A 22,660-nucleotide genomic window follows, 5' to 3' on the forward strand; every position below is an offset into this window, starting at 1 on the left:
CGCCTGCCTCCGGTGAAAGCGCCGGGGCCGGAGGTCCTGGTGGGACCGGAAGGGGCCCGAGAGGTCGCTCCGAACGGCCGGACACGGCTCCGGACCGAGACCCGCCGCACCACTCCCACGGCGTCACTTGACGCAAAACACCCTGACTGGGTTGCATACGGTCTGTGATCAAGCACCGGGCTCGTGCCACACTCGGATGTGCTGCCCCCATGACTTTCCGGCCTTTTGGAGCCGCGCCGTGGACCCGGTGATCATCGTGGGCGCGGGGCCGGTCGGCCTCGCGCTCTCCCTCGCGCTCGCCGCGCAGGGCGTGCCCAGCGTCGTCCTCGACGAGACCTCCGGCAAGGAGGACCCGCGGCCGGCGCGGACCGTCGTGCTGCGCGCCGACACGGCCGGACTGGTCGAACGGCTCGGCTGTGCCACCGTCCGCGACGAGGGCCTGCGCTGGGTCGGCTGGCGCGGGATGCACCGCCGCCGACCGACCCGCCAGGTCGCCTTCGACCTGGGACTCGGCGGCACGGAGGAGTGGTCCGAGGACCCGGCGGCCCCCGCCGCGCCGGCCGCGCCCCTGCACATCCCCCAGCACGCGCTGGCCCGCGGTCTGCGCGACGCCGTCGCCCGCGAGCCGCTGGTCCGGCTCGTCACCGACTCCCGTCTGGACGCCGTCGAGCAGGACCGGACCGGGGTCACCGCGCACACCCGCGGCCCGGACGGCACCTGGTGGCGCGGCAGCCACCTCGTCGGCTGCGACGGCGCCCGCTCGACCGTCCGCAAGCTCCTCGGCGTCCGCTTCCCTGGCCGCACCGCCGTCGAACGGCACGCGGTCGCCGCCCTCCGCACCGAACTCCCCTGGCCCGGCGAGTCCTTGTTGCACCGTCAGCCGCCGTGGCGCGGGGTCGGCGAGGAGGTCACCGCCCGTGCGCTGCCCGACGGCGTCTGGCGGATCGACTGGCTCCTGCCTCCGCGCGGCGAACTCGTCACCCCGGACGCGCTCGTGGCCCGCATCCGCGAGACCCTGGCCGGCTGGTGCGAGGGCACCACTCCCCCGTACGAGCTCCTCGACACCGGTGTCCACACCCTCCACCACCGGCTCGCCCGCCGCTGGCGCGTCGACCGCGTGCTGCTCGCCGGGGACGCGGCCCATCTGCTGGGCGCGATCGGCACCCAGGGCCTCGACGAGGGCCTGCGGGACGTCGACAACCTGGCCTGGAAACTCGCCCTCACCTGGCACCGCGCCGCCCCGGACACGCTCCTCGACAGCTACCAGAGCGAGCGCCGCACGGCGATCGCCGCCCGGCTGCGCGCGGCCGACCAGGCCCTTCCGGTGCTGCGCGGCGGCGGGGGCCTGCGCGCCTACCTGCCGGGCGTGCTGCGCGGCCACGACGCCCTGCTGACCGACGGCCACCTGGGCCGGGGGCCGCTCGGCGCCTCCCCGGCGTACCCGCACTCGCCTCTCGCCGCGCCGTTCGGCGAGGGCATGATCCCGGTGGGCACACCTCTCGGCGCGCCCGTCGAGGACGTCCTGGTGACCGCCCCCGACGACACGACGGTACGGCTCCGGGACCGCCTCGGACAGGCCCGCTTCCCGGTCCTGCTCGTCGCCCCGGGCTCCGGCGTGTGGGAGCGCCGGCACTGGCGGACCGCCGGTCTGATGCCCCGTCTGGAGGAGGCCGCCGAGGCGCTGCCGGTGGAGTCCGAGGTCCTGGTGACCGACGCCTACCCGGGCGCTCCCGCCCACGCCGTCCTGCTGATCCGCCCCGACGGACACCTGGTCGCCGCCTTCGCGGGCGTACGTCCGGAGGAACTGCTCGCGGCGGCGGAAGCCGCCCGAGGCAACGCCCCGGAGACGACCGTTCCGACCGACGACTCCAACGGCTCCCACGACTCAGACGGCTCCGACGCCCCGCCGGAAGGCGGTCGGTCGACCGGCAACCGGCCCCCGGCCGCGGTCTCCGCCGAGGTCCCGGCACCCGCGGACGCGTCCCTGGGACACGACCGGACCGCGGACGTCCATTGATTCACGAGGGCGCACGTGGTGTACTCCGGAACGTGACCGACACCGATGTGCGCCTGTGGCGGAGGGTCCATATGGACCTGATCCGCTACGCGGGCTGCGTGTGTCGCCCGTCCCTCTGAACTCGCCTCCCTTCCCTCGCGCGCCCGCCGGCCGCACCCGCCTCGCCTCCGTCCCGCCCCGGATCCCTATTTCCGGAGCGGCGGCCTCGGCGCCTCGGCGTCCTCAAGTGCCTCGCGGGCTCTCCGCCGGTCCCCCGGCGCGGCGCGTACCCCAGCGACTCCAGGACGGTCACCCGTGCCCGCGACTTCTGTCACTTCCCCTCCCGTCACTTCCCCTCCCGTCGTTTCCTCTCCCGTCACCACCCGGGCGGTCCCCGGTCCCCCGACCTCCGCCGACCTGCTCGACTTCGCCCGCCGCACCGCCGCCGACCAAGCCCTCGTCGACTCCCTGCCGCTCGATCCGGAGGGCCGCACCTGGGTACGCCTGGACGGCCCCGGTGGCAGTGAGGCGTGGCTCATCGGCTGGCCGCCCGGCACCGGCACCGGCTGGCACGACCACGCCGAGTCCTTCGGCGCCTTCGCCACGGCCCGTGGCAGCCTCACCGAGCACGCGCTCGCCGTCCGCCTCCCGGCGGGCGGCTGGAAGACCCTGGAGCTGGCCGAGGGCCTCGACCGCTCCCGCCGGCTGGACGCGGGCGACGGCCGCGCCTTCGGCCGCGACCACCTCCACGAGGTGCTGAACTCGTCCTCCGACGCCCACGCGATCTCGGTGCACGCCTACTACCCGCCGCTCCCGCTGATCCGGCGCTTCAGCCGGACGGGCGCGGTCCTCCGTCTGGAGCAGGTCGAGCGTCCGGAGGACTGGCAGTGAGCGAGGACCACGTCGGCATCGACGCACTCCTGGAACGGGTGCGGTCCGGCCTCGACCGGGTCGACGCCCGCACCGCGCACGAGGAGTACGAGACGGGCGCGGCACTCCTGGTCGACACCCGCTACGCGGCCCTGCGCGAACGGGACGGACTGGTCCCGGGCGCCCTGGTCGTGGAGCGCAACGAACTGGAGTGGCGGCTCGACCCGCTGGGCAGCCACCGGTCCCCCCGGGCGACCGGCCACGACCTGCGGGTGATCGTCTTCTGCAACGAGGGCTACGCGTCCTCGCTGGCCGCGGAGTCCCTTCGCCGCCTGGGCCTGCACCGGGCGACGGATCTCATCGGCGGCTTCCAGGCATGGAAGGCGGCGGGCCTCCCGGTCCTCCTCCCCGCCGGCCGAACAGCCCCCTGACACCGCCCCCGAGCAGGGGAGCCGCCGACGTCTCCGGGCAGAGGGCCGGTCAGTAGCCCTCCTCCAGGCCGTCCGTGGACTCGCCCTCTTCCTCCAGTGCCTGGCGGACCACCCGCAGGGCCATGCCTTCCGGGTAGCCCTTGCGGGCGAGCATGCCGGCGAGCCGTCTGAGCCGGCGGTCGCGGTCGAGACCGCGGGTGGCGCGGAGCTTGCGCGCCACCAGCTCCCGGGCGGTGGCCTCCTCCTGCTCGGAGTCCAGCTGACCGACGGCCTCCTGCACGAGGCCGGGGTCGACGCCCTTGGTGCGCAGCTCGCGGGCGAGGGCCCGGCGGGCGAGGCCCCTGCCGTGGTGGCGGGACTCCACCCAGGCGTCCGCGAAGGCGGCGTCGTCGATGAGGCCGACGTCCTCGAAGCGGGCGAGGACCTCCTCGGCGATGTCGTCGGGGATCCCCCGCTTGCGCAGGGCATCGGCCAGCTGCTTGCGCGTGCGGGGGGTTCCGGTGAGCAGGCGCAGGCAGATCGCCCGCGCCCGCTCAGCCGGATCCTGGGGTGACAGCTCCTTCTCGGCCCTCGACGAGTCGGGGCTGTCACCCGGCCATTCGGTGCGACCGGTCACCGGTTCAGCTCTTGGCCGCGGTGGCCTTGGTCGCCTTGGCGGTCTTGACCGCCGTGGCCGGGGCGGCCTTGGCGTCGTCCGTGGCGGCCGGGTCCGCCGCGCCCGCCGTCTCGGTGTCCGGCTCGGCCTTCGCCGCCTCGGGCCGGACGCCGACGCCGAGCTTCTCCTTGATCTTCCTCTCGATCTCGTTGGCGAGGTCGGGGTTGTCCTTCAGGAAGTTGCGGGCGTTCTCCTTGCCCTGGCCGAGCTGGTCGCCCTCGTACGTGTACCAGGCACCGGCCTTGCGGACGAAGCCGTGCTCCACGCCCATGTCGATCAGACCGCCTTCGCGGCTGATGCCCTGGCCGTAGAGGATGTCGAACTCGGCCTGCTTGAACGGCGGGGCGACCTTGTTCTTCACGACCTTGCAGCGGGTGCGGTTGCCGACCGCCTCCGTGCCGTCCTTGAGGGTCTCGATGCGGCGGATGTCGATGCGCACCGAGGCGTAGAACTTGAGCGCGCGGCCACCGGTCGTGGTCTCCGGCGAGCCGAACATCACACCGATCTTCTCGCGGAGCTGGTTGATGAAGATCGCGGTGGTCTTGGACTGGTTGAGGGCGCTGGTGATCTTCCGGAGGGCCTGGCTCATCAGTCGGGCCTGGAGACCCACGTGGGAGTCGCCCATCTCGCCCTCGATCTCCGCGCGCGGGACGAGCGCGGCGACGGAGTCGATGACGATGAGGTCGAGGGCGCCGGAGCGGACCAGCATGTCGACGATCTCAAGGGCCTGCTCGCCGTTGTCCGGCTGAGACAGGATGAGGTTGTCGATGTCGACGCCCAGCTTGCGGGCGTACTCGGGGTCGAGGGCGTGCTCGGCGTCGACGAAGGCGACCTGTCCGCCGGCCTTCTGCGCGTTGGCCACGGCGTGCAGGGTCAGGGTCGTCTTGCCGGAGGACTCCGGGCCGTAGATCTCCACGACACGGCCACGCGGCAGACCGCCGACGCCGAGGGCGACGTCGAGGGCGGTCGAGCCGGTGGGGATCACCTCGATCGGCTCCTGGGTACGGTCGCCCATGCGCATCACGGCGCCCTTGCCGAATTGGCGTTCAATCTGTGCGAGCGCGGCGTCGAGCGCCTTCTCGCGGTCGGTTCCTGCCATGGGTTCCACCCGGGGTGCTTGAGTCGATCGCTTCATGTGAAAGACGCTAACCCCTGCCACTGACAATGGGCCCCCGCGTCTCTCCGACCTGTGGACAACTCGCCGAGATGCCCGCGATTCCAAGGGCCGGAACCTTCATCAGAATGGATGTTCGATTTCCGTGTCAAGCGCGCCACGCGCTCCCTGTGGACAACCGGAACGGACAACGGGAGCGACCCCCTACTCGTCGTCCTCGTCCCACCCCGGGTCGAGCCCCGGACCCCCGTCCGGCCCCGCCTCCGCCTCCCCCTCGGCGCGGGAGAGCGTCTCGCCGATCATGCGGGTGGCGAAGTCGCGGTCACCGGCGATCCGGTTGATGTGCTCGGCCAGCAGCAGGGCGGTGGCCTCCAGGGCGGTCATCTCCTCCTTCGTCCAGTCCCCGTACTGGCGCCGCCAGAGGCTGGGGCTCAGTCCCGTGCCCGCCGCGACCACCAGGCCGGCCATGGTGGGGATCGCCTCGGGGCTGACGCTGCGGGGCATCATGCGCAGTGTGGCGACGAGGCTGGGGACCACGTACTCGATGACGTCCTTGTCGTGCTCCTCGTGGACCCCGCGCAGCCACTTCATGAACATGAAGACGAGCGTGCAGGCGCCGTCGAGCAGGTCGTGGACGCCCTGCAGGTCCAGGGACGCGGTGAGCTGGTCCAGCAGCTTCTGCTGTTCGGGGTCGGTCCCGGTCCTGCCGTCCTGGACGGCCCTGAGCCGGGAGTCGATCACCATGAGCGCGCCGTCCACGTCACCGGCGGGGGCGTAGCGGGGGTCGCAGGGCGATGGCACGGGCTTCCTCCTCGTCGGACCGCGTCGGCGCGGTCAGTCCGTACGGTAGGAGGCTGATCGGACGGCTTCCGGCGGATCGCCGGAAACGACCTTCAGACGACTGAACCCGACGCGGCGCGTTGACCGGAGGGGTACGGCCCCGGCCACGCCGGCGCGTTCTCGGCGGAGCGGGCAGGGGTCGCGCCCCCGGACCGTCCCCGGGGGGCGGGGTGTCGCGCCTCCGGACCGTCCCGGGGGCGTGGTGCCGCTCCCCCGGGCCGGGCCGCTCACCCGATGGGCAGGAGGTCCGGGCGCTTGGCGACGCGCCCGTCACCGGAGGAGCGGCCGCGCAGGCGGCGCGCGATCCAGGGTCCGAGGAAGGATCCCGCCCAGACGACCTCTCCCGCGGCGGCGCGCAGGCCCGTCGGGAGCGGGCGGGGCGGCAGCGGCCGGGTCCAGGCGTCGTCGCTGCCCGGCAGGGCCAGGGCCTCGGCGACGGCGGCCGCGATGCGGGCGTGCCCGAGCGGCGAGGCGTGCAGCCGGTCGGCGCTCCACAGCCGGGGGTCGGTGACCACGTCGTGGTGGGCGGTCTCCGCGACGGTCACACCGTGTCGGCGGGCGGCCTCCCGGATCCGGTCGTTGAGGGCGTGGACGCGGGGCGCGAGGGGGCGCGCCAGCGGGGTGATGCGGCCGACGTCGGGGAAGGTGACGGTCGCCACCCGGGCGCCCTGGGCGGTCAGGGCCGCGAAGACGGCTTCCAGGTGACCGGCGGTCTCGTCGGCGTCGAAGCCCGGTCGGAGCAGGTCGTTCACGCCGGCGACGACGGTGGCGAGGTCGGGCCGGAGCGCGAGGGCCGCGGGGAGCTGCTCCTCGCGCACCGCGCCGGCCAGGCGGCCGCGTACGGCGAGGTTGGCGTACCGGAGGCCGGGTTCCGTCCGGGCGAGGTGTTCGGCGAGCCGGTCGGCCCACCCGCGCAGCCCGGTCCGGTCGTCGCCGTCCCCGACGCCCTCGGTCTGGCTGTCGCCGAGTGCCACGTACCGCCGGTATCCCGCCGCGCTCATGCTCGGCCGCCTCTCCCGTACTCCACTCGCCACTTATTCAATTTTTTTAGTATAGAGGGATGGCGACGGCCTGGACGCCCGTCGCCTGCGCGCGATCGGCCGGCTCAGTCGTCCCCGGACTCCTCCGCGCTCTCCTTCTTGTGGTGGAGAGCCTTCTGGAGCCGTGCCACGACGGCCTCGCCGCACCGCCGGTGACCGTGCACCCGAGGGTCGTCCGTCACGTCGTACCGCTTCACGTACGCCCCCAGGAACGCCTGGAGCGTCGCCACGGCCGGGATCGCGATCAGCGCGCCGACCGCGCCCAGCAGCGCGGTGCCCGCGATCACCGAACCGAAGGCCACCGCCGGGTGGATGTCGACCGTCTTCGACGTGAGCTTCGGCTGGAGGACGTAGTTCTCGAACTGCTGGTAGACCACGACGAAGCCGAGCACCCACAGCGCGTACCAGGGGTTCACGGTGAAGGCGATCAGCATCGGCAGCGCGCCGGCCAGGTAGGTGCCGATGGTCGGGATGAACTGCGAGACCAGGCCGACCCAGACCGCGAGCGCGGGGGCGTAGGGCACGTCCAGGATCTCCAGGAGCACGAAGTGCGCGACGCCGGAGATGAGGGCCATCAGACCGCGCGAGTAGAGGTAGCCGCCGGTCTTGTCGACCGCGATTTCCCAGGCGCGCAGCACCTCGGCCTGGCGCTCGGGCGGCAGGACGGAGCAGAGCGACCGGCGGAGGCGGGGCCCGTCGGCGGCGAAGTAGAAGGCGAAGAGGAAGATCGTCAGCAGCCGGAAGAGCCCGCCGAGGACGGTCGCGGAGACGTCGAGGACCCCGGAGGCGCTGTTCTGCACGTACTTCTGCAGCCAGTCCGACTTGAGCACGCTGTCCTGGACCTCGACCCGGGAGAGCTCGGTGTGGAAGGTCTCGTTGATCCAGTTGATGACCGAGTCGAGGTACTTGGGGAAGTTCTCGACCATGTCGACGATCTGCCCGGCGAGCATCGAGCCGAGCAGCACGACGAAGCCGATGCCGACGGCGAGGACGCCGAAGAAGACGAGGAAGGTGGCGATCCCCCGGCGCATCCCGCGCGCCGCCATGCGCCCGACGGCCGGTTCGATGGCGAGCGCGAGGAAGAACGCGAGGAGGATGTTGACGAGCAGGCCGACGAGCTGGTGGAAGGCCCAGTCGCCGAGCAGGAAACAGGCGTAGAGGGCGAGCGCGAGGACCATCGCGCGGGGCAGCCAGCGCGGCATCCGCGCCCCGGCCGCCGCAGTGGTCACGGCGCCCCCGGAGGGGGGCTGCCCGCCGGGGGCGGCGGCCACGCCGGGCGACGCGTCGGCGGCGGGCGCCGCGCTCGGGGCGGCGACGGGCGCCGCGTCCGGCGCGGCGGGCGTCGCCGGTGTCTTCTGGGTGGTCTTCTCGGTGTCGTCAGTCGGGGCCACCCCGTCAGTCTCGCGCACCCGGCTGACATTCCGTCCGGGGCCTGGCGGATCGCCGCCGGACGTCGCTCAGCGCTTGTCGGCGGGTACGTCCATGGCGGCGCAGACCACCCGCCACACGTCCTTCGCCTCCCAGCCGGCGTCCAGCGCCTCGCGCACGGTCCGGCCGCCCAGTTCGGACAGGACGTGGTCGCGCGCGAAGGAGTCCGCGTACCCGGAGCCGAAGTGATCGGCCATCCGCTCCCAGAAAATCGTCAACCGCATGACCCCAGTATCCCGCTCCCAAGAGTGCAGCCCGCCCGCCGGGGCTTGTCACCGCGCGGTTCCGCCCTACGGTCTGAACATGGCCGAAAAACCCCTCTCCTCGCCGCCCGCTCCACCGGCGGCCCCCGGATCTCCCCTGGCCCGCGCGGAGCGGTTCGTCTGGCTGACGGCCCGCGTGCTCGAACAGCGCCGATTCGCCTACCACTTCCTGCGCGGCGGCGCGGACCCGGTGGAAGCCGCCCTGACCGCGTACCTCGACGAGGACGGCGGCTACGGCCACGGGCTCGAACCGGACCTGCGGGGCCCGGTCAGCCAGCCGCTGCACACCGCCCACGCGCTGCGGGTCCTCGACTCGATCGGCCGCTGCGGCGGGCTGCGGGTGGAGCGGATCTGCCGCTATCTGACGGCGGTCTCCACGCACGAGGGCGCGCTGCCGGCGATCCACCCCTCGCAGCGCGGCTATCCGTCGGCACCCTTCGTGCCGGTCTCGGACGACCCTGCCGGGGAGTTGCTGTCGACCGGCCCGGTGGTCGGCACGCTCCACCGCAACCAGGTCTGGCACGCCTGGCTGTTCCGGGCCACCGAGTTCTGCTGGGCGGCGGTGGAGTCGCTGGAGAAGTCCCACCCCTACGAGGTGCAGGCGGCGGTGGCCTTCCTCGACTCGGCGCCGGACCGGCCCCGGGCAGAGGCGGCGGCGGACCGGCTCGGGCGGCTCGTGCGCGACCAGCGGCTCGCCGTGCTGGACCCGGACCGGCCGGAGGAGTACCCGGTGGCCGACGGGTACGCGCCCGGCGAGCACCACTACCCGCACGACTACGCGCGCGTGCCGGACTCGCTGGCCCGCGGCTGGTTCACCGACGAGGAGCTGACCCGCTCGCTGGACTTTCTCGCGGACGAGCAGGCCGAGGACGGCGGCTGGCCGATCCGGTGGCGGGCCTGGGCGCCGGGCTCGGAGCTGGAGTGGCGGCCGATCGTCACCATCCAGGCCCTCCGCACCCTGCGGGCGTACGGGCGTCCGCTGGACGACTGATCCCGGCCGGCCCACGCGCGCGTGGGCCGGGATCGGGGCGCTCGACCGCGCGGTTCAGCCGCCCAGGGCCCGTACCCCCGCGGTCACGGCGACGGCGGCGCCCACGACGACCAGGAAGGGCGCGCGCAGGACGAGAGCGAGCGCGGCGGCGCCGACGCCGGCGGCCCGCGCGTCCAGGGCGAGGGCCGTGCCCGTGGCGAAGGTCTGCTGGGCGGTGAGCGCCGCGAGCAGGGCGACCGGGAGGAGCGCGGCGAGCCGCTGCACCAGCGGCCGCTCCAGCGTCTGGGCCGGCACGAGCAGCCCGGCCAGCTTGACCAGGTAGCAGCCGGCGACGGTGAGGCCGATCGCGATCCAGACCTGGGTGGTGTTCAGCGCGTTCATCGGGCGGCCTCCGAGTCCGTGGCGGCCTTGTCGTGGGGGGCCTTGTCGTGAGGGGCGTCGTCGTGAGGGGCGTCGTCCGTGGCCTTGCCGCGTTCCTGTGCCCGGCGGCCCTGGAACCAGAGGACGGCGGGGGCGGCGAGCGCCGCGACGAGGACCGGGACGCCGGCCGGGAGGACGGGCAGCAGGCCCAGGCCGAGGACGACGGCGATCCCGGCGGTGGCCCGCTCGGTCGTGGTCCTCAGCATCGGGGCGAGCAGGGCGAGGAAGACGGCGGGACCGGCGGCGTCGAGGCCCCAGGCGGCGGTGTCCCCGAGAGCCTCGGCGCCGAGCGCCCCGAGCAGGGTGGTGAGGTTCCACAGGACGTACAGGGTGAGCCCGGTGACCGTGAACCCGATCCGGGCGGAGCGGCGGTCGGGCTGGGCGAGCGCGACGGCCGTGGTCTCGTCGATGACCCACTGCGCGGCGACCGGCTTCACCGCCCTCGGCAGGGCGAGGAGCTGGGAGAGGCGCAGCCCGTAGAAGGCGTTGCGGGTGCCCAGGAAGAAGGCGCCCGCGGCGGCCGTGAACGGGTTCCCGCCGCCGGCGAGCGCGCCGACGAGGGCGAACTGCGAGGCGCCCGTGAAGACGAGCAGGCTGAGTACGCAGGTCTGGAGGAGGGTGAGTCCTGCGCCCGCCGAGGTCACGCCGAAGGCGAAGCCGGAGAGTCCGACGGCGACGCCGACGCCGAGCGCGTCCCTGACCACGGCCTTGTCGGGCTTCCGGGCCCCGCCGACCACGGACCCGTCGGCCCCGGCACGGTCGGCTCGGGCCCCGTCGACCGCGGCACGGTCGGCTCGGGCCCCGTGGGCGCGGGCCCCGTGGGCTCCGGCCCCGTGGGCTCCGGCCCTGTCAGCCGCGGCTCCGCCGCTCCCCGGCGTACCGGTGGGCGGGTCCTCACGTATATCCCTCGCGGCGGGGGGTGCTGTCTGTTCTGCCACGGCCCCGACGTTACGGAGCGCCCGGCGGCCCGTCTTGTACGTTCTTGCGCAGCCGGCCCCTGGCCCGCTGGTACGCCCCGGGCGGGACGCCGACGCTGCGGGTGAAGTGCCGGTTCAGGTGGGGCTGGTCCGTGAAGCCGACGGCGACGGCCGCCTCGGCCGGTGGTGTCCCGCCGTCCAGGAGCCGCCGGGCCCGCCGCACGCGCGCGTCGGTGAGCCACGTGTGCGGTGGCATCCCGTACTCGGCGCGGAAGGCGCGCAGCAGGGCGAACGGGCTGGTGCCGAGGTCGGCGGCGAGCCGCTCCAGGGTGGGCGGCTCGGCCATCCTCTCCTCCAGGACGGCACGCGCGCGTGCCGCGTCCCGGGCTCCCGCGCTGCGGGGCGTGAGCGGGCGCAGCCGGCCGCCGTGGCTGCGCAGCATCCGTGCGGTGACCAGGCGCAGCAGGCTGTCCGCGGCGAGCGCGTTGCCCTCTTCGGCGGCCCGGTGCACGCCGATGACGAGCTGGGCGGCGTACGGATCGTCGACGACGGGCTGGGTGAAGCCGACCGGGCCCCGGACGGCGAGGACGTCGGCGGCGATGGAGCGGATGAGCTCCGCGTCGGGGTAGATCGTGCGGTAGGTCCAGCCCTCGGGTATGCCCGCGAAGCCGGTGTGCGGGGTGTCCGGGTTCACCAGGGCGATCTGTCCGGGCCCGGCGTGGACGAGGTCGTTCTTGTAGTGGAACGACTCGACGCCCTCGGTGATGGCGGCGTAGACGAAGCTCTCGTGGGTGTGCCGGGAGAACGTCTTCTCGATGTAGTGGGCGTGCAGCAGGTCGACCCCCGGCAGCTCGGCGTACTGCCAGTACCGTGCCCGCTCGCCCCTCGCCATGCCTCCATTCTGCGCCGACGCCGGCCGGGACGCCGAGCGGGTGTCCACAGGTCAGGACGGGATCGGCGGCGAGGGGCGGGGTTTTCCACAGGTCCGGGCGGTTGTCGGTGCCGGGGTGCACGATGGGGGGCATGGCCACGTCCGCACTCGAAGACTTCTCCCCGGCCACCCGCGGGTGGTTCACCGGGGCGTTCACCGCGCCCACCGCCGCCCAGGAGGGCGCCTGGCGGGCCATCGGGGCGGGCTCCGACGTGCTCGTCGTGGCACCGACCGGCTCGGGCAAGACCCTGGCCGCCTTCCTCGCCTCCCTGGACCGGCTGGCGTCCGCGCCCGCCCCGGCCGACCCGAAGAAGCGCTGCCGGGTGCTCTACGTCTCCCCGCTGAAGGCGCTCGCGGTGGACGTCGAGCGGAATCTCCGCTCGCCGCTGACCGGCATCCGCCAGGAGTCCGTCCGGCTCGGGCAGCCCGAGCCCGACGTGCGGGTCGGCATCCGCTCTGGCGACACCCCGGCCGCCGAGCGCCGCGCGCTCGCCACCAAACCGCCGGACATCCTGATCACCACCCCCGAGTCGCTCTTCCTGATGCTGACCTCCGCCACGCGGGAGGCCCTGGCCGGGGTGGAGACGGTCATCCTGGACGAGGTCCACGCCGTCGCCGGCACCAAGCGCGGCGCGCACCTGGCCCTCACCCTGGAGCGGCTCGACGAGCTGCTTCCCCGCCCGGCGCGCCGGATCGGCCTGTCGGCCACGGTCCGTCCGGTCGACGAGGTGGCCCGCTTCCTCTCGCCCGGCCGCCAGGTGGAGATCGTGCAGCCGCCGTCGGGCAAGGAGTTCGACCTCTCCGTCGTCGTGCCCGTGGAGGACATGGGCGAGCTCGCGGGCTCCCCCGCCTCCGAGGGCAAGGACGGCGGGGACAAGCCGTCCATCTGGCCGCACGTCGAGGAGCGCATCGCCGATCTCGTCCAGGCCCACCGCTCCACCATCGTCTTCGCCAACTCCCGGCGCCTCGCCGAGCGCCTCTGCAACCGGCTCAACGAGATCGCCTACGAGCGGGCCACCGGGGAGCCCGCCCCGGAGGGCTCCCCGCCCGCCGAGATCATGGCCCAGTCGGGCGCGGCCAAGGGCGCGCCGCCGCTGCTCGCCCGCGCCCACCACGGCTCGGTCTCCAAGGAGCAGCGAGCCCAGGTCGAGGAGGACCTGAAGGCGGGCCGGCTGCCCGCCGTGGTCGCCACCTCCAGCCTGGAGCTCGGCATCGACATGGGTGCGGTGGACCTGGTCGTCCAGGTCGAGTCGCCGCCCTCGGTGGCCTCCGGGCTCCAGCGCGTGGGCCGCGCGGGGCACCAGGTCGGCGCGGTCTCCACCGGTGTGGTGTTCCCGAAGTACCGCGGCGACCTGGTGCAGGCCGCCGTGGTCACCGAGCGGATGCGGTCGGGCTCGATCGAGTCGCTGCGGATCCCGGCGAATCCGCTCGACGTGCTGGCGCAGCAGCTGGTCGCGATGGTCGCCCTCGACACCTGGCAGGTCGACGACCTGCTGACGCTGGTCCGCCGGGCCGCCCCCTTCGCCTCCCTCCCGGAATCGGCCTTCACGGGCGTGCTGGACATGCTCGCCGGCCGCTACCCCTCGGACGCCTTCGCCGAGCTGCGCCCGCGCGTGGTGTGGGACCGGGTGGCGGGCACGGTCACCGGCCGCCCCGGCGCGCAGCGGCTGGCGGTCACCTCGGGCGGCACCATCCCTGACCGGGGCCTGTTCGGGGTGTTCCTGGCCGGGTCGGACCCGAAGAAGGGCGGCGGCCGGGTCGGCGAGCTCGACGAGGAGATGGTGTACGAGTCGCGGGTCGGGGACGTCTTCACGCTGGGCACCACGTCCTGGCGGATCGAGGACATCACGCGCGACCGGGTCCTGGTGTCCCCGGCGCCCGGGGTGCCGGGCCGGCTGCCGTTCTGGAAGGGCGACCAGCTGGGCCGGCCGCTCGAACTGGGCCGCGCGGTGGGCGCGTTCCTGCGCGAGCTGGGGGCGCTCGGCGAGGAGGACGCCCGGCTGCGGCTGATCGCGGCGGGCCTGGACGCCTGGGCGGCCGACAACGTCCTGGCGTATCTGCGGGAGCAGCGCGAGGCGTGCGGACACGTGCCGGACGACCGGACGATCCTGGTGGAGCGGTTCCGTGACGAGCTGGGCGACTGGCGGGTCGTCGTCCACTCCCCGTTCGGTGCGCAGGTCCACGCGCCGTGGGCGCTGGCGCTGGGCGCCCGGCTGACCGAGCGGTACGGCATGGACGCGCAGGTGATGCACGCGGACGACGGCATCGTGCTGCGGCTGCCGGACGCCGACCTGATGGGCCTCGACATGGGGCTCGACCTGCTGGACCACGAACCGGTCGACCCGGGCCGCCACCAGGACACCGCGTACGACGCCGACCAGGCGCCGGTCGGCGCGGCGGACACGCTCTTCGACAAGGGCGAGGTCGCGCAGATCGTGACCGACCAGGTGGGCGGCTCGGCGCTGTTCGCCTCCCGGTTCCGCGAGTGCGCCGCCCGGGCCCTGCTGCTGCCGAAGCGGAACCCGGGGAAGCGGACCCCGCTGTGGCAGCAGCGTCAGAGGGCCGCGCAGCTGCTCCAGGTGGCGAGCGAGTTCGGCTCGTTCCCGATCGTCCTGGAGGCCGTCCGCGAATGCCTCCAGGATGTCTTCGACGTTCCCGGACTGACCGAGCTGATGGGTGACATCGAGGCCCGCCGGGTCCGTCTCGTGGAGGTCACCACCCCCGAGCCGTCCCCCTTCGCCCGCTCCCTGCTCTTCGGCTACGTGGCCCAGTTCCTGTACGAGGGCGACTCCCCGCTCGCCGAGCGCCGGGCGGCCGCGCTGTCGCTCGACTCCCGGCTCCTCGCGGAGCTGCTGGGCCAGGCGGAGCTGCGCGAGCTGCTCGACCCGGAGGTGCTGACGGAGCTGGAGCGGGAGCTCCAGTGGCTCACCGAGGAGCGGCGGATCAAGGACCGCGAGGGCGTCGCCGACCTGCTGCGGGTCCTCGGCCCGCTGACCGACGCCGAGCTGGCCGAGCGCGGCGCCGAGGAGGACTGGGTACGCGACCTGGCCCAATCCCGCCGGGCGATCGCGGTGCGGATCGCGGGCACCGGTCACTGGGCGGCGATCGAGGACGCGGGCCGGCTGCGGGACGCGCTCGGCACCGCGCTGCCGGTCGGCGTCCCGGAGGCGTTCACCGAGCCGGTCAAGGACCCCCTCGGCGACCTCCTCGCCCGGTTCGCCCGCACCCACGGCCCCTTCACCTCCTCCCAGGCCGCGGCCCGCTTCGGTCTCGGCGCCGCCGTCACCGACGGCGCCCTCCAGCGTCTCGCGGCGGCCGGCCGGGTCGTGCAGGGCGAGTTCCATCCCTCCGGCATCGGCCAGGAGTGGTGCGACGCGGCCGTGCTGCGCCGGCTGCGGCGGCGCTCCCTGGCCGCGCTGCGGCACGAGCTGGAGCCGGTGGCCCCGGCGGCGCTGGCCACCTTCCTGCCCCAGTGGCAGCACCTCGGCGGCAGCAGTCTGCGCGGGATCGACGGGCTGGCCCGGGCGGTGGAGCAGCTCCAGGGCGCGCCCGTGCCGGCCTCGGCGCTGGAGCGGCTGGTCCTGCCGTCCCGGGTCCGGGACTACGCCCCGGCGATGCTCGACGAGCTGACCACCACCGGAGAGGTCGTCTGGGCCGGTGCGGGCTCGCTGCCCGGCAAGGACGGCTGGGTCTCGCTCTACCTCGCGGACGCGGCGCCGCTGCTGCTGCCCCCGCCGCACCCGCTGGAGCTCACCGCGCTCCACGAGTCGGTCCTGACGGCCCTCTCCGGCGGGTACGGCCTGTTCTTCCGGCAGATCGCCGACCAGGTCCGGATCACCACGCACCCGGACGCCACCGATCCGCAGCTCGCCGACGCGCTGTGGGACCTGGCCTGGTCGGGCCGGCTCACCAACGACACCCTGGCGCCGCTGCGCTCCCTCCTCGGTTCGGGCCGCACGGCCGGCTCGACCGCCCACCGGGCGCGCCGCACGGTGCCGCGCGGCCGGTTCGGGACCCTGGGCGCCACCCGCCCGGCGTCCCGCTCGGGGCCGCCGACGGTCTCGGGCCGCTGGGCGCTGTTGCCGCCGGCGGAGCCCGAGCCGACTCACCGGGCGCACGCGCTGGCCCGCACCCTGCTCGACCGGCACGGTGTGGTGACCCGCGGTGCCGTCGCCGCCGAGGGCGTCGAGGGCGGTTTCTCGGCCGTGTACCGGATCCTGTCCGCCTTCGAGGACAGCGGGCAGGCCCGGCGCGGCTATGTGGTGGAGGGGCTGGGCGCGGCCCAGTTCGCGATGGACGGGGCGGTGGACCGGCTGCGGGCGGCGGCGACCGCCCGGGACCGGGGCGCCGAGTCGGGCGCGGGCCCGCGCGCGGTGGTCCTGGCCGCCGCCGACCCGGCGAACGCGTACGGGGCCGCGCTGCCGTGGCCCGAGCCCCCGACCGGTGCCGGGCACAAGCCGGGCCGCAAGGCGGGCGCGCTGGTGGTCCTGGTCGACGGCGAGCTCACGCTGTACGTGGAGCGCGGCGGCAAGACGGTGCTGTCGTGGCCGGCGGAGCCGGACGACCCGGCCCTGGAGGCGGCGGCCGGAGCCCTGGCCGAGGCCGCCCGGGCGGGTGCGCTGGGCACGGTCACGGTGGAGCGGATCAACGGCGCCACGGCCCTCACCTCGCCCCTGTCCCGTCCCCTGGAGACGGCGGGCTTCGTGGCCACGCCCCGCGGCCTCCGCCTCAGGGCCTGACCCCGGCGGAGGTCGTCCATGCCCGAGGGAGACACGATCTGGCAGGCCGCCCGCCGGCTGCACGAGGCACTGGCCGGGCGGACGCTGACCCGTGCGGATCTGCGGGTGCCCCGGTTCGCGACCGCCGACCTCACGGGCCGCGCGGTGCTGGACGTCACTCCGCGCGGCAAGCACCTCCTGACCCGTCTCGACGGCGGGCTCACCCTCCACTCGCACCTGCGGATGGACGGCGCGTGGCGGGTGTACGCGACCGGCGAGCGTCCGCGCGGCGGCCCCGAGCACCAGATCCGCGCGATCCTCGGGAACGACACGTACACCGCGTACGGCTACCGCCTCCCGGTCCTGGAGCTGATCCGTACGACCGAGGAGGCCGGTGCCGTGGGCCATCTCGGCCCCGACCTGCTCGGTCCGGACTGGGATCCCGAGGAGGCGGTGCGCCGTCTCCTCGCCGACCCGGCCCGCCCGCTCGGCGAGGCCCTGCTGGACCAGCGCAACCTCGCCGGCATCGGGAACGTGTACAAGTCGGAGCTGGCGTTCCTCGCGGCCGTCACCCCCTGGCTGCCGGTCGGCGAGCTGCCGCCCGACGTCCCGCCCCGGCTCGTGGCGACCGCCCACCGCCTCCTGGAGGCGAACAAGGACCGCCCGGACCGGCGCACCACGACGACCCGCCGCCCCGGCACCCCGCTGCACGTCTACGGCCGCGCGGGTCGGCCCTGTCTGCGCTGCGGCGCCGCCGTCCGCAAGGCGGAGCTGGGCGACCGGATCAGCTACTGGTGTCCGGCCTGCCAGCGCGGCCCCACCGGCGATTCCCCGGATCGCAGACCCCGACCCGATTGACGGTCCGTCAGATCCGGTCGTACGGTCCCCTCATGAGCCTCCCGGCGTACGACCTCACCGGCCGCACCGCGTTCGTGACGGGCGCCGCGAGCGGCATCGGCCGCGCCAGCGCCGTCCTCCTCGCCCGGGCCGGAGCGACCCTGCACCTGGCGGACCGCGACGAGCCGGGGCTGAAGGAGACCGCCGCCCTGATCGCCCGCGAGGGGGGAACGGCCCGTGTCCACCCCCTCGACGTGACCGACCGGTCCGCGCTCGCCGCCGCCGTGGACGCGGCCGGCCCCCTCCATGTGATGGCGGCGGTCGCCGGGATCATGCACACCAGCTCGGTCCTGGAGACCCGCGAGGAGGACCTCGACCGCGTCCTCGCCGTGAACTTCAAGGGCGTGCTCCACGCCTGCCAGGAGGCGACCCGCTCGATGATCGCCTCCGGCACCCGGGGGTCGATCGTCACCATGGCCTCGGGCGCGATGGACACCGCGAGCCCCGGGCTGCTCTGCTACAGCGTCGCCAAGGCGGCCGTCGTCCAGCTCACCAAGACGCTCGCGGTCGAGGCGGGCCCGCACGGCATCCGGGTGAACGCGGTCGCCCCCGGCTGGGTGCGCACCCCCATGACGGACCGCCACGAGCCGGCCGCCCAGGAACAGGCCGAGGCGGCGATGGTCCGCCACTCCCCGCTGCGGCGGGTCGGCGAGCCCGAGGACATCGCGCACGCGGTCCTCCATCTCGCCTGCGACGCCTCCTCGTTCACGACGGGCCAGATCCTGCGCCCGAACGGTGGCGTCGCCATGCCCTGGTGAGGCGGGCGGGCGGGCGCGAGGAGGCGGCCACGTGCACCGGCAGCAGGCTCAGCCCCCAGCCGCCCGCGGCCAGAGCCCCTTCGACCGCTCCGGAATCGCCCGGAACCAGCAGCAGGCGCAGCACCGCCCACCACCAGAGCCCCCCGGCCACCAGCCCGACCGCGATCAGCGTGAGCGTCACCAGCGGAACCCGTCGCCGTACCATGGCCGCCTCCTGCGCTCGACGCTAGACCGGCGGGTTCACCCGGCGGGAGGGCGCACCGGTGTCAGCCCCGGCGCGCACTCCGCGCGCGATCCGGCGGACACCCCCGCGCGCGGCACACCACGCGCCCTGGTGAACCCCAAGAACCCCATGGCCCCCATGAACTCCATGAACTCCATGGACCCCATGACCTCCATGGACCCCCCAGGCCCCCGGACCCCCGGCGCGTATCGCCATGCCGGCCGCCTAGGCGCTCTCGGCCTGGAACATCCAGGAGTGCTTCTCCAGGTCGGCCGTGAGGGAGATCAGGATGTCCTGGCTGACGGGGTCCGGTTCACCGGTGGCGTCCACACGCTCCCGCATCCGGGTGATGACCGCCCCGAGCGAGGCGACCAGGATCCGTACCGCGTCCGCGTCCTTGACCCACCCCTCCGGCACCGTGCCGATCGCACTGCCGGCGGCCACCGTCGCCGCCCGACCGTCCGGATTGACCCCGAGCGCCGAAGCCCGCTCGGCCACGGTGTCGGAGTGCAGCCGGGCGGTGTCCACCACCTCGTCCAGCTGCAGATGGACGGAGCGGAAGCGCGGTCCGACGACGTTCCAGTGCACCTGCTTGGCGACCAGCGCCAGGTCGACGAGGTCGACCAGGGCTCCCTGCAGAGCGTTGCCGACCGTCTTGAGGTCGGCGTCGGACAGCGGGCTCTTCACCACAGACATGCGGAATCTCCAACCAGTCGTACGTATCCCCCACCATGGCACGCCTGTCCGGAATCCGGCATCTCAAACAAAACAACAGAATTAATAGGCAACCGACACGAAGAAGCCCCGACCGGCACCCCACAGGGGCACCGACCGGGGCTTCGACCCGTTCGGAATCAGGCGGCGACGACGTCCACGGCCTCAGCGGGCGCCTTGATGGTCACCCGCTCGGTGGGCACACCGGCCACCGACGTCACCGACACCGAATTGAGCATCGGACGGACCGGCGTCGGCACCGGTTCGCTCGCGGCCGCCGACTCGGCCAGTTCGGCCAGTGACAGCTCGTCGCTCACTTCGCGCATGAGCTCGGACATCCGTACGTCCAGCGCGTCGCAGATCGCGGAGAGCAGCTCGGAGGAAGCCTCCTTCTGCCCCCGCTCCACCTCGGAGAGATAGCCGAGCGAGACTCGGGCGGACGAGGAGACTTCGCGCAGAGTACGGCCCTGGCGCTGGCGCTGCCGACGCAGCACGTCACCCAGCAGGCGACGGAGCAGAATCATCGGTGGCTCCCTCCTCGGACCGCGTAGCCGCATCCTTCACGCCCCACCGTACCGCCTCGCGCCGCGGCCGTGCGGGGAGCGATGTCGTGTTCACTCAGGGCTGCAAACATCAATTCCCCCCGTTCTGTTCCGTATCCTGTGTCCGCGCATTTTCCGAGAGTTCCGCGTGGAGCAGTTCCAGCACGCTCCGCACACTCTCTCTACGAATGTCCGCGCGGTCGCCGTTCAATCTCAACGACACCACTTTCCCGGCCGCCGCGCCTGTCGTGGCGGGTCCGGCGACCGCCACGTAGACGGTCCCGACGGGCTGCCCGTCCTGCGGATCGGGCCCCGCGACCCCGGTCGTCGCCATGCCCCAGTCGGCGCCCAGCCGGTCCCGTACCCCCCGCGCCATCTGCACCGCGACCTCGGGATCCACCGCCCCGCGCTCCCTCAGCAGGCCGGCCTCCACCCCCAGCAGCGCGTGCTTGAGGGGGGTCGCGTACGCCGTCACCGAGCCGAGGAAACTCCGGGACGCCCCCGGCACCCCGGTCAGCTCCGCGGCGACGAGCCCCCCGGTCAGCGACTCGGCGGCGGCCAGCGTCTGGCCCCGCTCCGCGAGCAGACCGAGGACCCGGGCGGCCGCCGCGCTCATCGCGCCGACGCCTCCGCGCGGTCGGCCGCCCGCTCGGCGGCGAGCCCGCGCCGCCTCAGTACGACCGCCTGTCGCACATAATCCAGGCCGGTGACGACGGTCAGGACGACCGCCAGCGCCATCACCCAGAAGCGGAGCGTCGCCAGCGGGCCGGTCAGCATCAGCACGTACATGCCGACGGCGGTGCCCTGGGCGAGCGTCTTCATCTTGCCGCCCCGGCTGGCCGGGATGACCCCGTGCCGGATCACCCAGAAGCGCATCAGCGTGATGCCCAGCTCGCGCGCCAGGATCACCCCGGTCACCCACCAGGGCAGATCCCCCAGCGCCGACAGCGAGACCAGGCCCGCCGCCATGATCGCCTTGTCGGCGATCGGGTCGGCGATCTTCCCGAAGTCGGTGACCAGGTTGTACGTGCGGGCCAGATGTCCGTCGAAGACGTCCGTGATCATGGCGACGGCGAACGCCGCCCACGCCCAGGCCCGCCAGGCCGGGTCGTGCCCGCCGTCCTGGAGGAGCAGCAGCACGAAGGCCGGCACGAGGACGAGCCGGATCATGGTGAGGATGTTGGCGATGTTCCACACGCTGACGGGGTTCACGGCCGCCGCGCCCAGCTTGCCGCGGGGCGCCGGCCTTCCGGTCCCGCCCGTCGCGGATGCCGGGACTCCGGTCATCTGCCCACCTCCTCGACAACGGGGGTCTGGGGGTCGCTCCCCAGCACGTCGCGGTACTCCGCCACGAGGTCGACGCCCTCGGTGCCCACGACCTTCGCCCTGACCATAAGGCCCGGAGCCAGGTCGAGGCCCGCACCGCCACCCGTGGTGAGCAGCACCTGCCCGTCCGTCTCGGGGGCCTGGTGGGCGGCGCGGCCGATCCAGCCGTCCTCCTCGTCCTCGGTCTCGACCAGTACCTCCAGCATCTCCCCGATCCGCTCCTCCGCGCGCTGCGCGGTGAGCTCCTCGGCGAGCCGGGAGAGGTGGGCGAGACGCGCGTCCACGACCTCCTGGTCGAGCTTGTGCTCGTACGTGGCGGCCTCGGTGCCGTCCTCGTCGGAGTAGCCGAAGACGCCGATGGCGTCGAGCCGGGCGTGGGTGATGAAGCGTTCCAGCTCGGCGAAGTCGGCCTCGGTCTCGCCGGGGAAGCCGACGATGAAGTTGGAGCGGGCACCGGCCGTCGGGGCCTTCTCGCGGATCGTCGCGAGCAGGTCGAGGAAGCGGTCGGTGTCGCCGAAGCGGCGCATGGCGCGCAGCACGTCCGGGGCGCTGTGCTGGAACGACAGGTCGAAGTAGGGCACGACCTTGTCGGTGGAGGTGAGCACGTCGATCAGGCCGGGGCGCATCTCGGCCGGCTGGAGGTAGCTGACCCGGACGCGCTCGATGCCGTCGACGGCGGCGAGCTCGGGCAGCAGGCTCTCCAGGAGGCGGATGTCGCCGAGGTCCTTGCCGTACGAGGTGTTGTTCTCGGAGACCAGCATGATCTCCTTGACGCCCTGCTCGGCGAGCCAGCGGGTCTCGTTGAGCACGTCCGAGGGGCGGCGGGAGACGAAGCTGCCGCGGAAGGACGGGATGGCGCAGAAGGAGCAGCGGCGGTCGCAGCCGGAGGCCAGCTTCACGGAGGCGACGGGGCTGCGGTCGAGCCGGCGGCGGAGCGGGGCGCGCGGGCCGGAGGCGGGCGCCACGCCCTCGGGCAGGTCGCCGGGGACGTTCTCCGGGGCGGTGGCGGGCTCCTCGGCGGCTCCGTGGCCCGGGAGGGCGACCTCGGCGGCGGCCTGCTGGCGGTCGACCGGGGAGAGCGGGAGGAGCTGGCGCCGGTCGCGCGGGGTGTGCGCCTCGACACTGCCACCGTTGAGGATGGTCTGGAGGCGGTTGGAGATGTCCGCGTAGTCGTCGAAGCCGAGCACGCCGTCGGCTTCGGGGAGGGCCTCGGCCAGCTCCTTGCCGTAGCGCTCGGCCATGCAGCCGACGGCGACGACGGCCTGGGTGCGGCCGTGGTCCTTCAGATCATTGGCTTCGAGGAGGGCGTCGACGGAGTCCTTCTTGGCGGCTTCGACGAAGCCGCAGGTGTTGACGACGGCGACGTCCGCTTCCTCGGCGTTCTCGACGAGCTCCCAGCCGTCCGCTGCCAAGCGGCCTGCGAGCTCCTCCGAGTCCACCTCGTTACGGGCGCAGCCGAGAGTGACAAGGGCGACGGTACGGCGTTCGGGCATGGACTCAAGACTACTTCGTCCCGGACGTGACCCCGTCGCTCAGGGTTCACCTGCGCGACGGAGGTCACACCGGACGCTGCCGCGGGACGGGTC

General features: G+C 73.9%; 21 protein-coding genes and 2 pseudogenes. 8 read left to right on the forward strand and 15 right to left on the reverse strand.

Features of this window, described 5'->3' with window-relative positions; all coding sequences use genetic code 11:
• Window positions 1–238: 238 nt before the first annotated feature.
• From ACIGHB_RS30770 to ACIGHB_RS30785, 4 genes are all read left to right on the forward strand, one after another.
• Window positions 239–2,017 carry an FAD-dependent monooxygenase gene (locus tag ACIGHB_RS30770; protein ID WP_399917633.1) on the forward strand — a complete coding sequence of 593 codons (1,779 nt, stop codon included), beginning with the start codon at window positions 239–241 and terminating at the stop codon, window positions 2,015–2,017.
• Between the two features lie 47 nt (window positions 2,018–2,064).
• Window positions 2,065–2,136 (forward strand): putative leader peptide, encoded by a 72-nt coding sequence (locus ACIGHB_RS30775; RefSeq protein ID WP_360315197.1) that lies wholly within the window; start codon window positions 2,065–2,067, stop codon window positions 2,134–2,136.
• A 175-nt stretch (window positions 2,137–2,311) separates the two neighbouring features.
• Window positions 2,312–2,887 carry a cysteine dioxygenase gene (locus ACIGHB_RS30780; protein ID WP_360315185.1) on the forward strand — a complete coding sequence of 192 codons (576 nt, stop codon included), beginning with the start codon at window positions 2,312–2,314 and terminating at the stop codon, window positions 2,885–2,887.
• On the forward strand, window positions 2,884–3,297 hold the full coding sequence (locus ACIGHB_RS30785) for a rhodanese-like domain-containing protein (protein WP_360315187.1): 414 nt from the start codon (window positions 2,884–2,886) through the stop codon (window positions 3,295–3,297). The genes ACIGHB_RS30780 and ACIGHB_RS30785 overlap by 4 nt, the downstream gene beginning before the upstream one ends.
• A 49-nt stretch (window positions 3,298–3,346) precedes the next feature.
• Here ACIGHB_RS30785 and recX read toward each other — a convergent pair.
• The 6 genes and pseudogenes from recX to ACIGHB_RS30815 all read right to left on the reverse strand — a co-directional run.
• A pseudogene (recX, locus tag ACIGHB_RS30790) lies at window positions 3,347–4,042 on the reverse strand (recombination regulator RecX); the annotation flags it as partial.
• A gap of 85 nt (window positions 4,043–4,127) precedes the next feature.
• Window positions 4,128–5,087, reverse strand: a pseudogene (recA, locus tag ACIGHB_RS30795) (recombinase RecA); the annotation flags it as partial.
• Between the two features lie 183 nt (window positions 5,088–5,270).
• A complete protein-coding gene (locus tag ACIGHB_RS30800; protein ID WP_360315189.1) occupies window positions 5,271–5,867 on the reverse strand; it encodes a hypothetical protein in 597 nt (198 codons plus the stop codon).
• 266 nt (window positions 5,868–6,133) lie between these two features.
• Entirely contained in the window at window positions 6,134–6,907 is a 774-nt protein-coding gene (locus ACIGHB_RS30805) for an SGNH/GDSL hydrolase family protein (RefSeq protein ID WP_399917636.1), read from the reverse strand.
• A 104-nt stretch (window positions 6,908–7,011) separates the two neighbouring features.
• Window positions 7,012–8,148, reverse strand: coding sequence for an AI-2E family transporter (locus tag ACIGHB_RS30810; protein WP_399917658.1), 1,137 nt, complete (start codon window positions 8,146–8,148; stop codon window positions 7,012–7,014).
• A gap of 255 nt (window positions 8,149–8,403) precedes the next feature.
• Complete coding sequence (locus ACIGHB_RS30815) at window positions 8,404–8,598, reverse strand: DUF3046 domain-containing protein (RefSeq protein WP_360319479.1); 195 nt, start codon at window positions 8,596–8,598, stop codon at window positions 8,404–8,406.
• Between the two features lie 79 nt (window positions 8,599–8,677).
• Between ACIGHB_RS30815 and ACIGHB_RS30820 the strand changes: the two genes are divergently transcribed.
• Window positions 8,678–9,628 carry a hypothetical protein gene (locus ACIGHB_RS30820; protein WP_399917639.1) on the forward strand — a complete coding sequence of 317 codons (951 nt, stop codon included), beginning with the start codon at window positions 8,678–8,680 and terminating at the stop codon, window positions 9,626–9,628.
• A gap of 54 nt (window positions 9,629–9,682) precedes the next feature.
• Here the strand turns inward: ACIGHB_RS30820 and ACIGHB_RS30825 are convergent, their stop codons facing one another.
• The 3 genes from ACIGHB_RS30825 to ACIGHB_RS30835 form a co-directional block, all read right to left on the reverse strand.
• Window positions 9,683–10,009 carry an AzlD domain-containing protein gene (locus ACIGHB_RS30825; protein WP_360319483.1) on the reverse strand — a complete coding sequence of 109 codons (327 nt, stop codon included), beginning with the start codon at window positions 10,007–10,009 and terminating at the stop codon, window positions 9,683–9,685.
• Window positions 10,006–10,785 (reverse strand): AzlC family ABC transporter permease, encoded by a 780-nt coding sequence (locus ACIGHB_RS30830; protein ID WP_399917641.1) that lies wholly within the window; start codon window positions 10,783–10,785, stop codon window positions 10,006–10,008. The genes ACIGHB_RS30825 and ACIGHB_RS30830 overlap by 4 nt, the downstream gene beginning before the upstream one ends.
• A gap of 211 nt (window positions 10,786–10,996) precedes the next feature.
• On the reverse strand, window positions 10,997–11,857 hold the full coding sequence (locus tag ACIGHB_RS30835; protein WP_360319487.1) for an AraC family transcriptional regulator: 861 nt from the start codon (window positions 11,855–11,857) through the stop codon (window positions 10,997–10,999).
• Between the two features lie 131 nt (window positions 11,858–11,988).
• On the opposite strand from ACIGHB_RS30835, the gene ACIGHB_RS30840 reads away from it, so the two are divergent.
• Genes ACIGHB_RS30840 through ACIGHB_RS30850 form a run of 3 tightly spaced genes read left to right on the forward strand, consistent with a single transcriptional unit; the run spans window position 11,989 to window position 18,269 of the window.
• Window positions 11,989–16,635 (forward strand): DEAD/DEAH box helicase, encoded by a 4,647-nt coding sequence (locus ACIGHB_RS30840; protein ID WP_399917643.1) that lies wholly within the window; start codon window positions 11,989–11,991, stop codon window positions 16,633–16,635.
• Window positions 16,636–16,653: 18 nt separating this feature from the next.
• Window positions 16,654–17,472 (forward strand): DNA-formamidopyrimidine glycosylase family protein, encoded by an 819-nt coding sequence (locus tag ACIGHB_RS30845; protein ID WP_360319491.1) that lies wholly within the window; start codon window positions 16,654–16,656, stop codon window positions 17,470–17,472.
• Between the two features lie 32 nt (window positions 17,473–17,504).
• Window positions 17,505–18,269, forward strand: coding sequence for an SDR family NAD(P)-dependent oxidoreductase (locus tag ACIGHB_RS30850; RefSeq protein ID WP_360319493.1), 765 nt, complete (start codon window positions 17,505–17,507; stop codon window positions 18,267–18,269).
• Here the strand turns inward: ACIGHB_RS30850 and ACIGHB_RS30855 are convergent.
• The 6 genes from ACIGHB_RS30855 to rimO form a co-directional block, all read right to left on the reverse strand.
• Window positions 18,217–18,474 (reverse strand): hypothetical protein, encoded by a 258-nt coding sequence (locus tag ACIGHB_RS30855; protein WP_360319495.1) that lies wholly within the window; start codon window positions 18,472–18,474, stop codon window positions 18,217–18,219. The two genes, ACIGHB_RS30850 and ACIGHB_RS30855, sit on opposite strands and share 53 nt — an antisense overlap.
• 243 nt (window positions 18,475–18,717) lie before the next feature.
• Window positions 18,718–19,188, reverse strand: a complete 471-nt coding sequence (locus tag ACIGHB_RS30860; protein WP_360319497.1) for a DNA starvation/stationary phase protection protein — start codon at window positions 19,186–19,188, stop codon at window positions 18,718–18,720.
• A gap of 158 nt (window positions 19,189–19,346) precedes the next feature.
• The gene (locus ACIGHB_RS30865; RefSeq protein WP_041131554.1) at window positions 19,347–19,730 is read right to left on the reverse strand and encodes a helix-turn-helix domain-containing protein; all 384 of its coding nucleotides are present in this window, start codon (window positions 19,728–19,730) and stop codon (window positions 19,347–19,349) included.
• A gap of 109 nt (window positions 19,731–19,839) precedes the next feature.
• The gene (locus ACIGHB_RS30870) at window positions 19,840–20,364 is read right to left on the reverse strand and encodes a CinA family protein (RefSeq protein WP_360319500.1); all 525 of its coding nucleotides are present in this window, start codon (window positions 20,362–20,364) and stop codon (window positions 19,840–19,842) included.
• Entirely contained in the window at window positions 20,361–21,035 is a 675-nt protein-coding gene (gene pgsA, locus ACIGHB_RS30875; RefSeq protein WP_360319502.1) for a CDP-diacylglycerol--glycerol-3-phosphate 3-phosphatidyltransferase, read from the reverse strand. The genes ACIGHB_RS30870 and pgsA overlap by 4 nt, the downstream gene beginning before the upstream one ends.
• Window positions 21,032–22,567 (reverse strand): 30S ribosomal protein S12 methylthiotransferase RimO, encoded by a 1,536-nt coding sequence (gene rimO, locus ACIGHB_RS30880; protein WP_399917647.1) that lies wholly within the window; start codon window positions 22,565–22,567, stop codon window positions 21,032–21,034. The genes pgsA and rimO overlap by 4 nt, the downstream gene beginning before the upstream one ends.
• Window positions 22,568–22,660: the final 93 nt, after the last annotated feature.

This window comes from Streptomyces sp. NPDC085460 (genome assembly GCF_044541975.1).
Classification (GTDB): domain Bacteria; phylum Actinomycetota; class Actinomycetes; order Streptomycetales; family Streptomycetaceae; genus Streptomyces.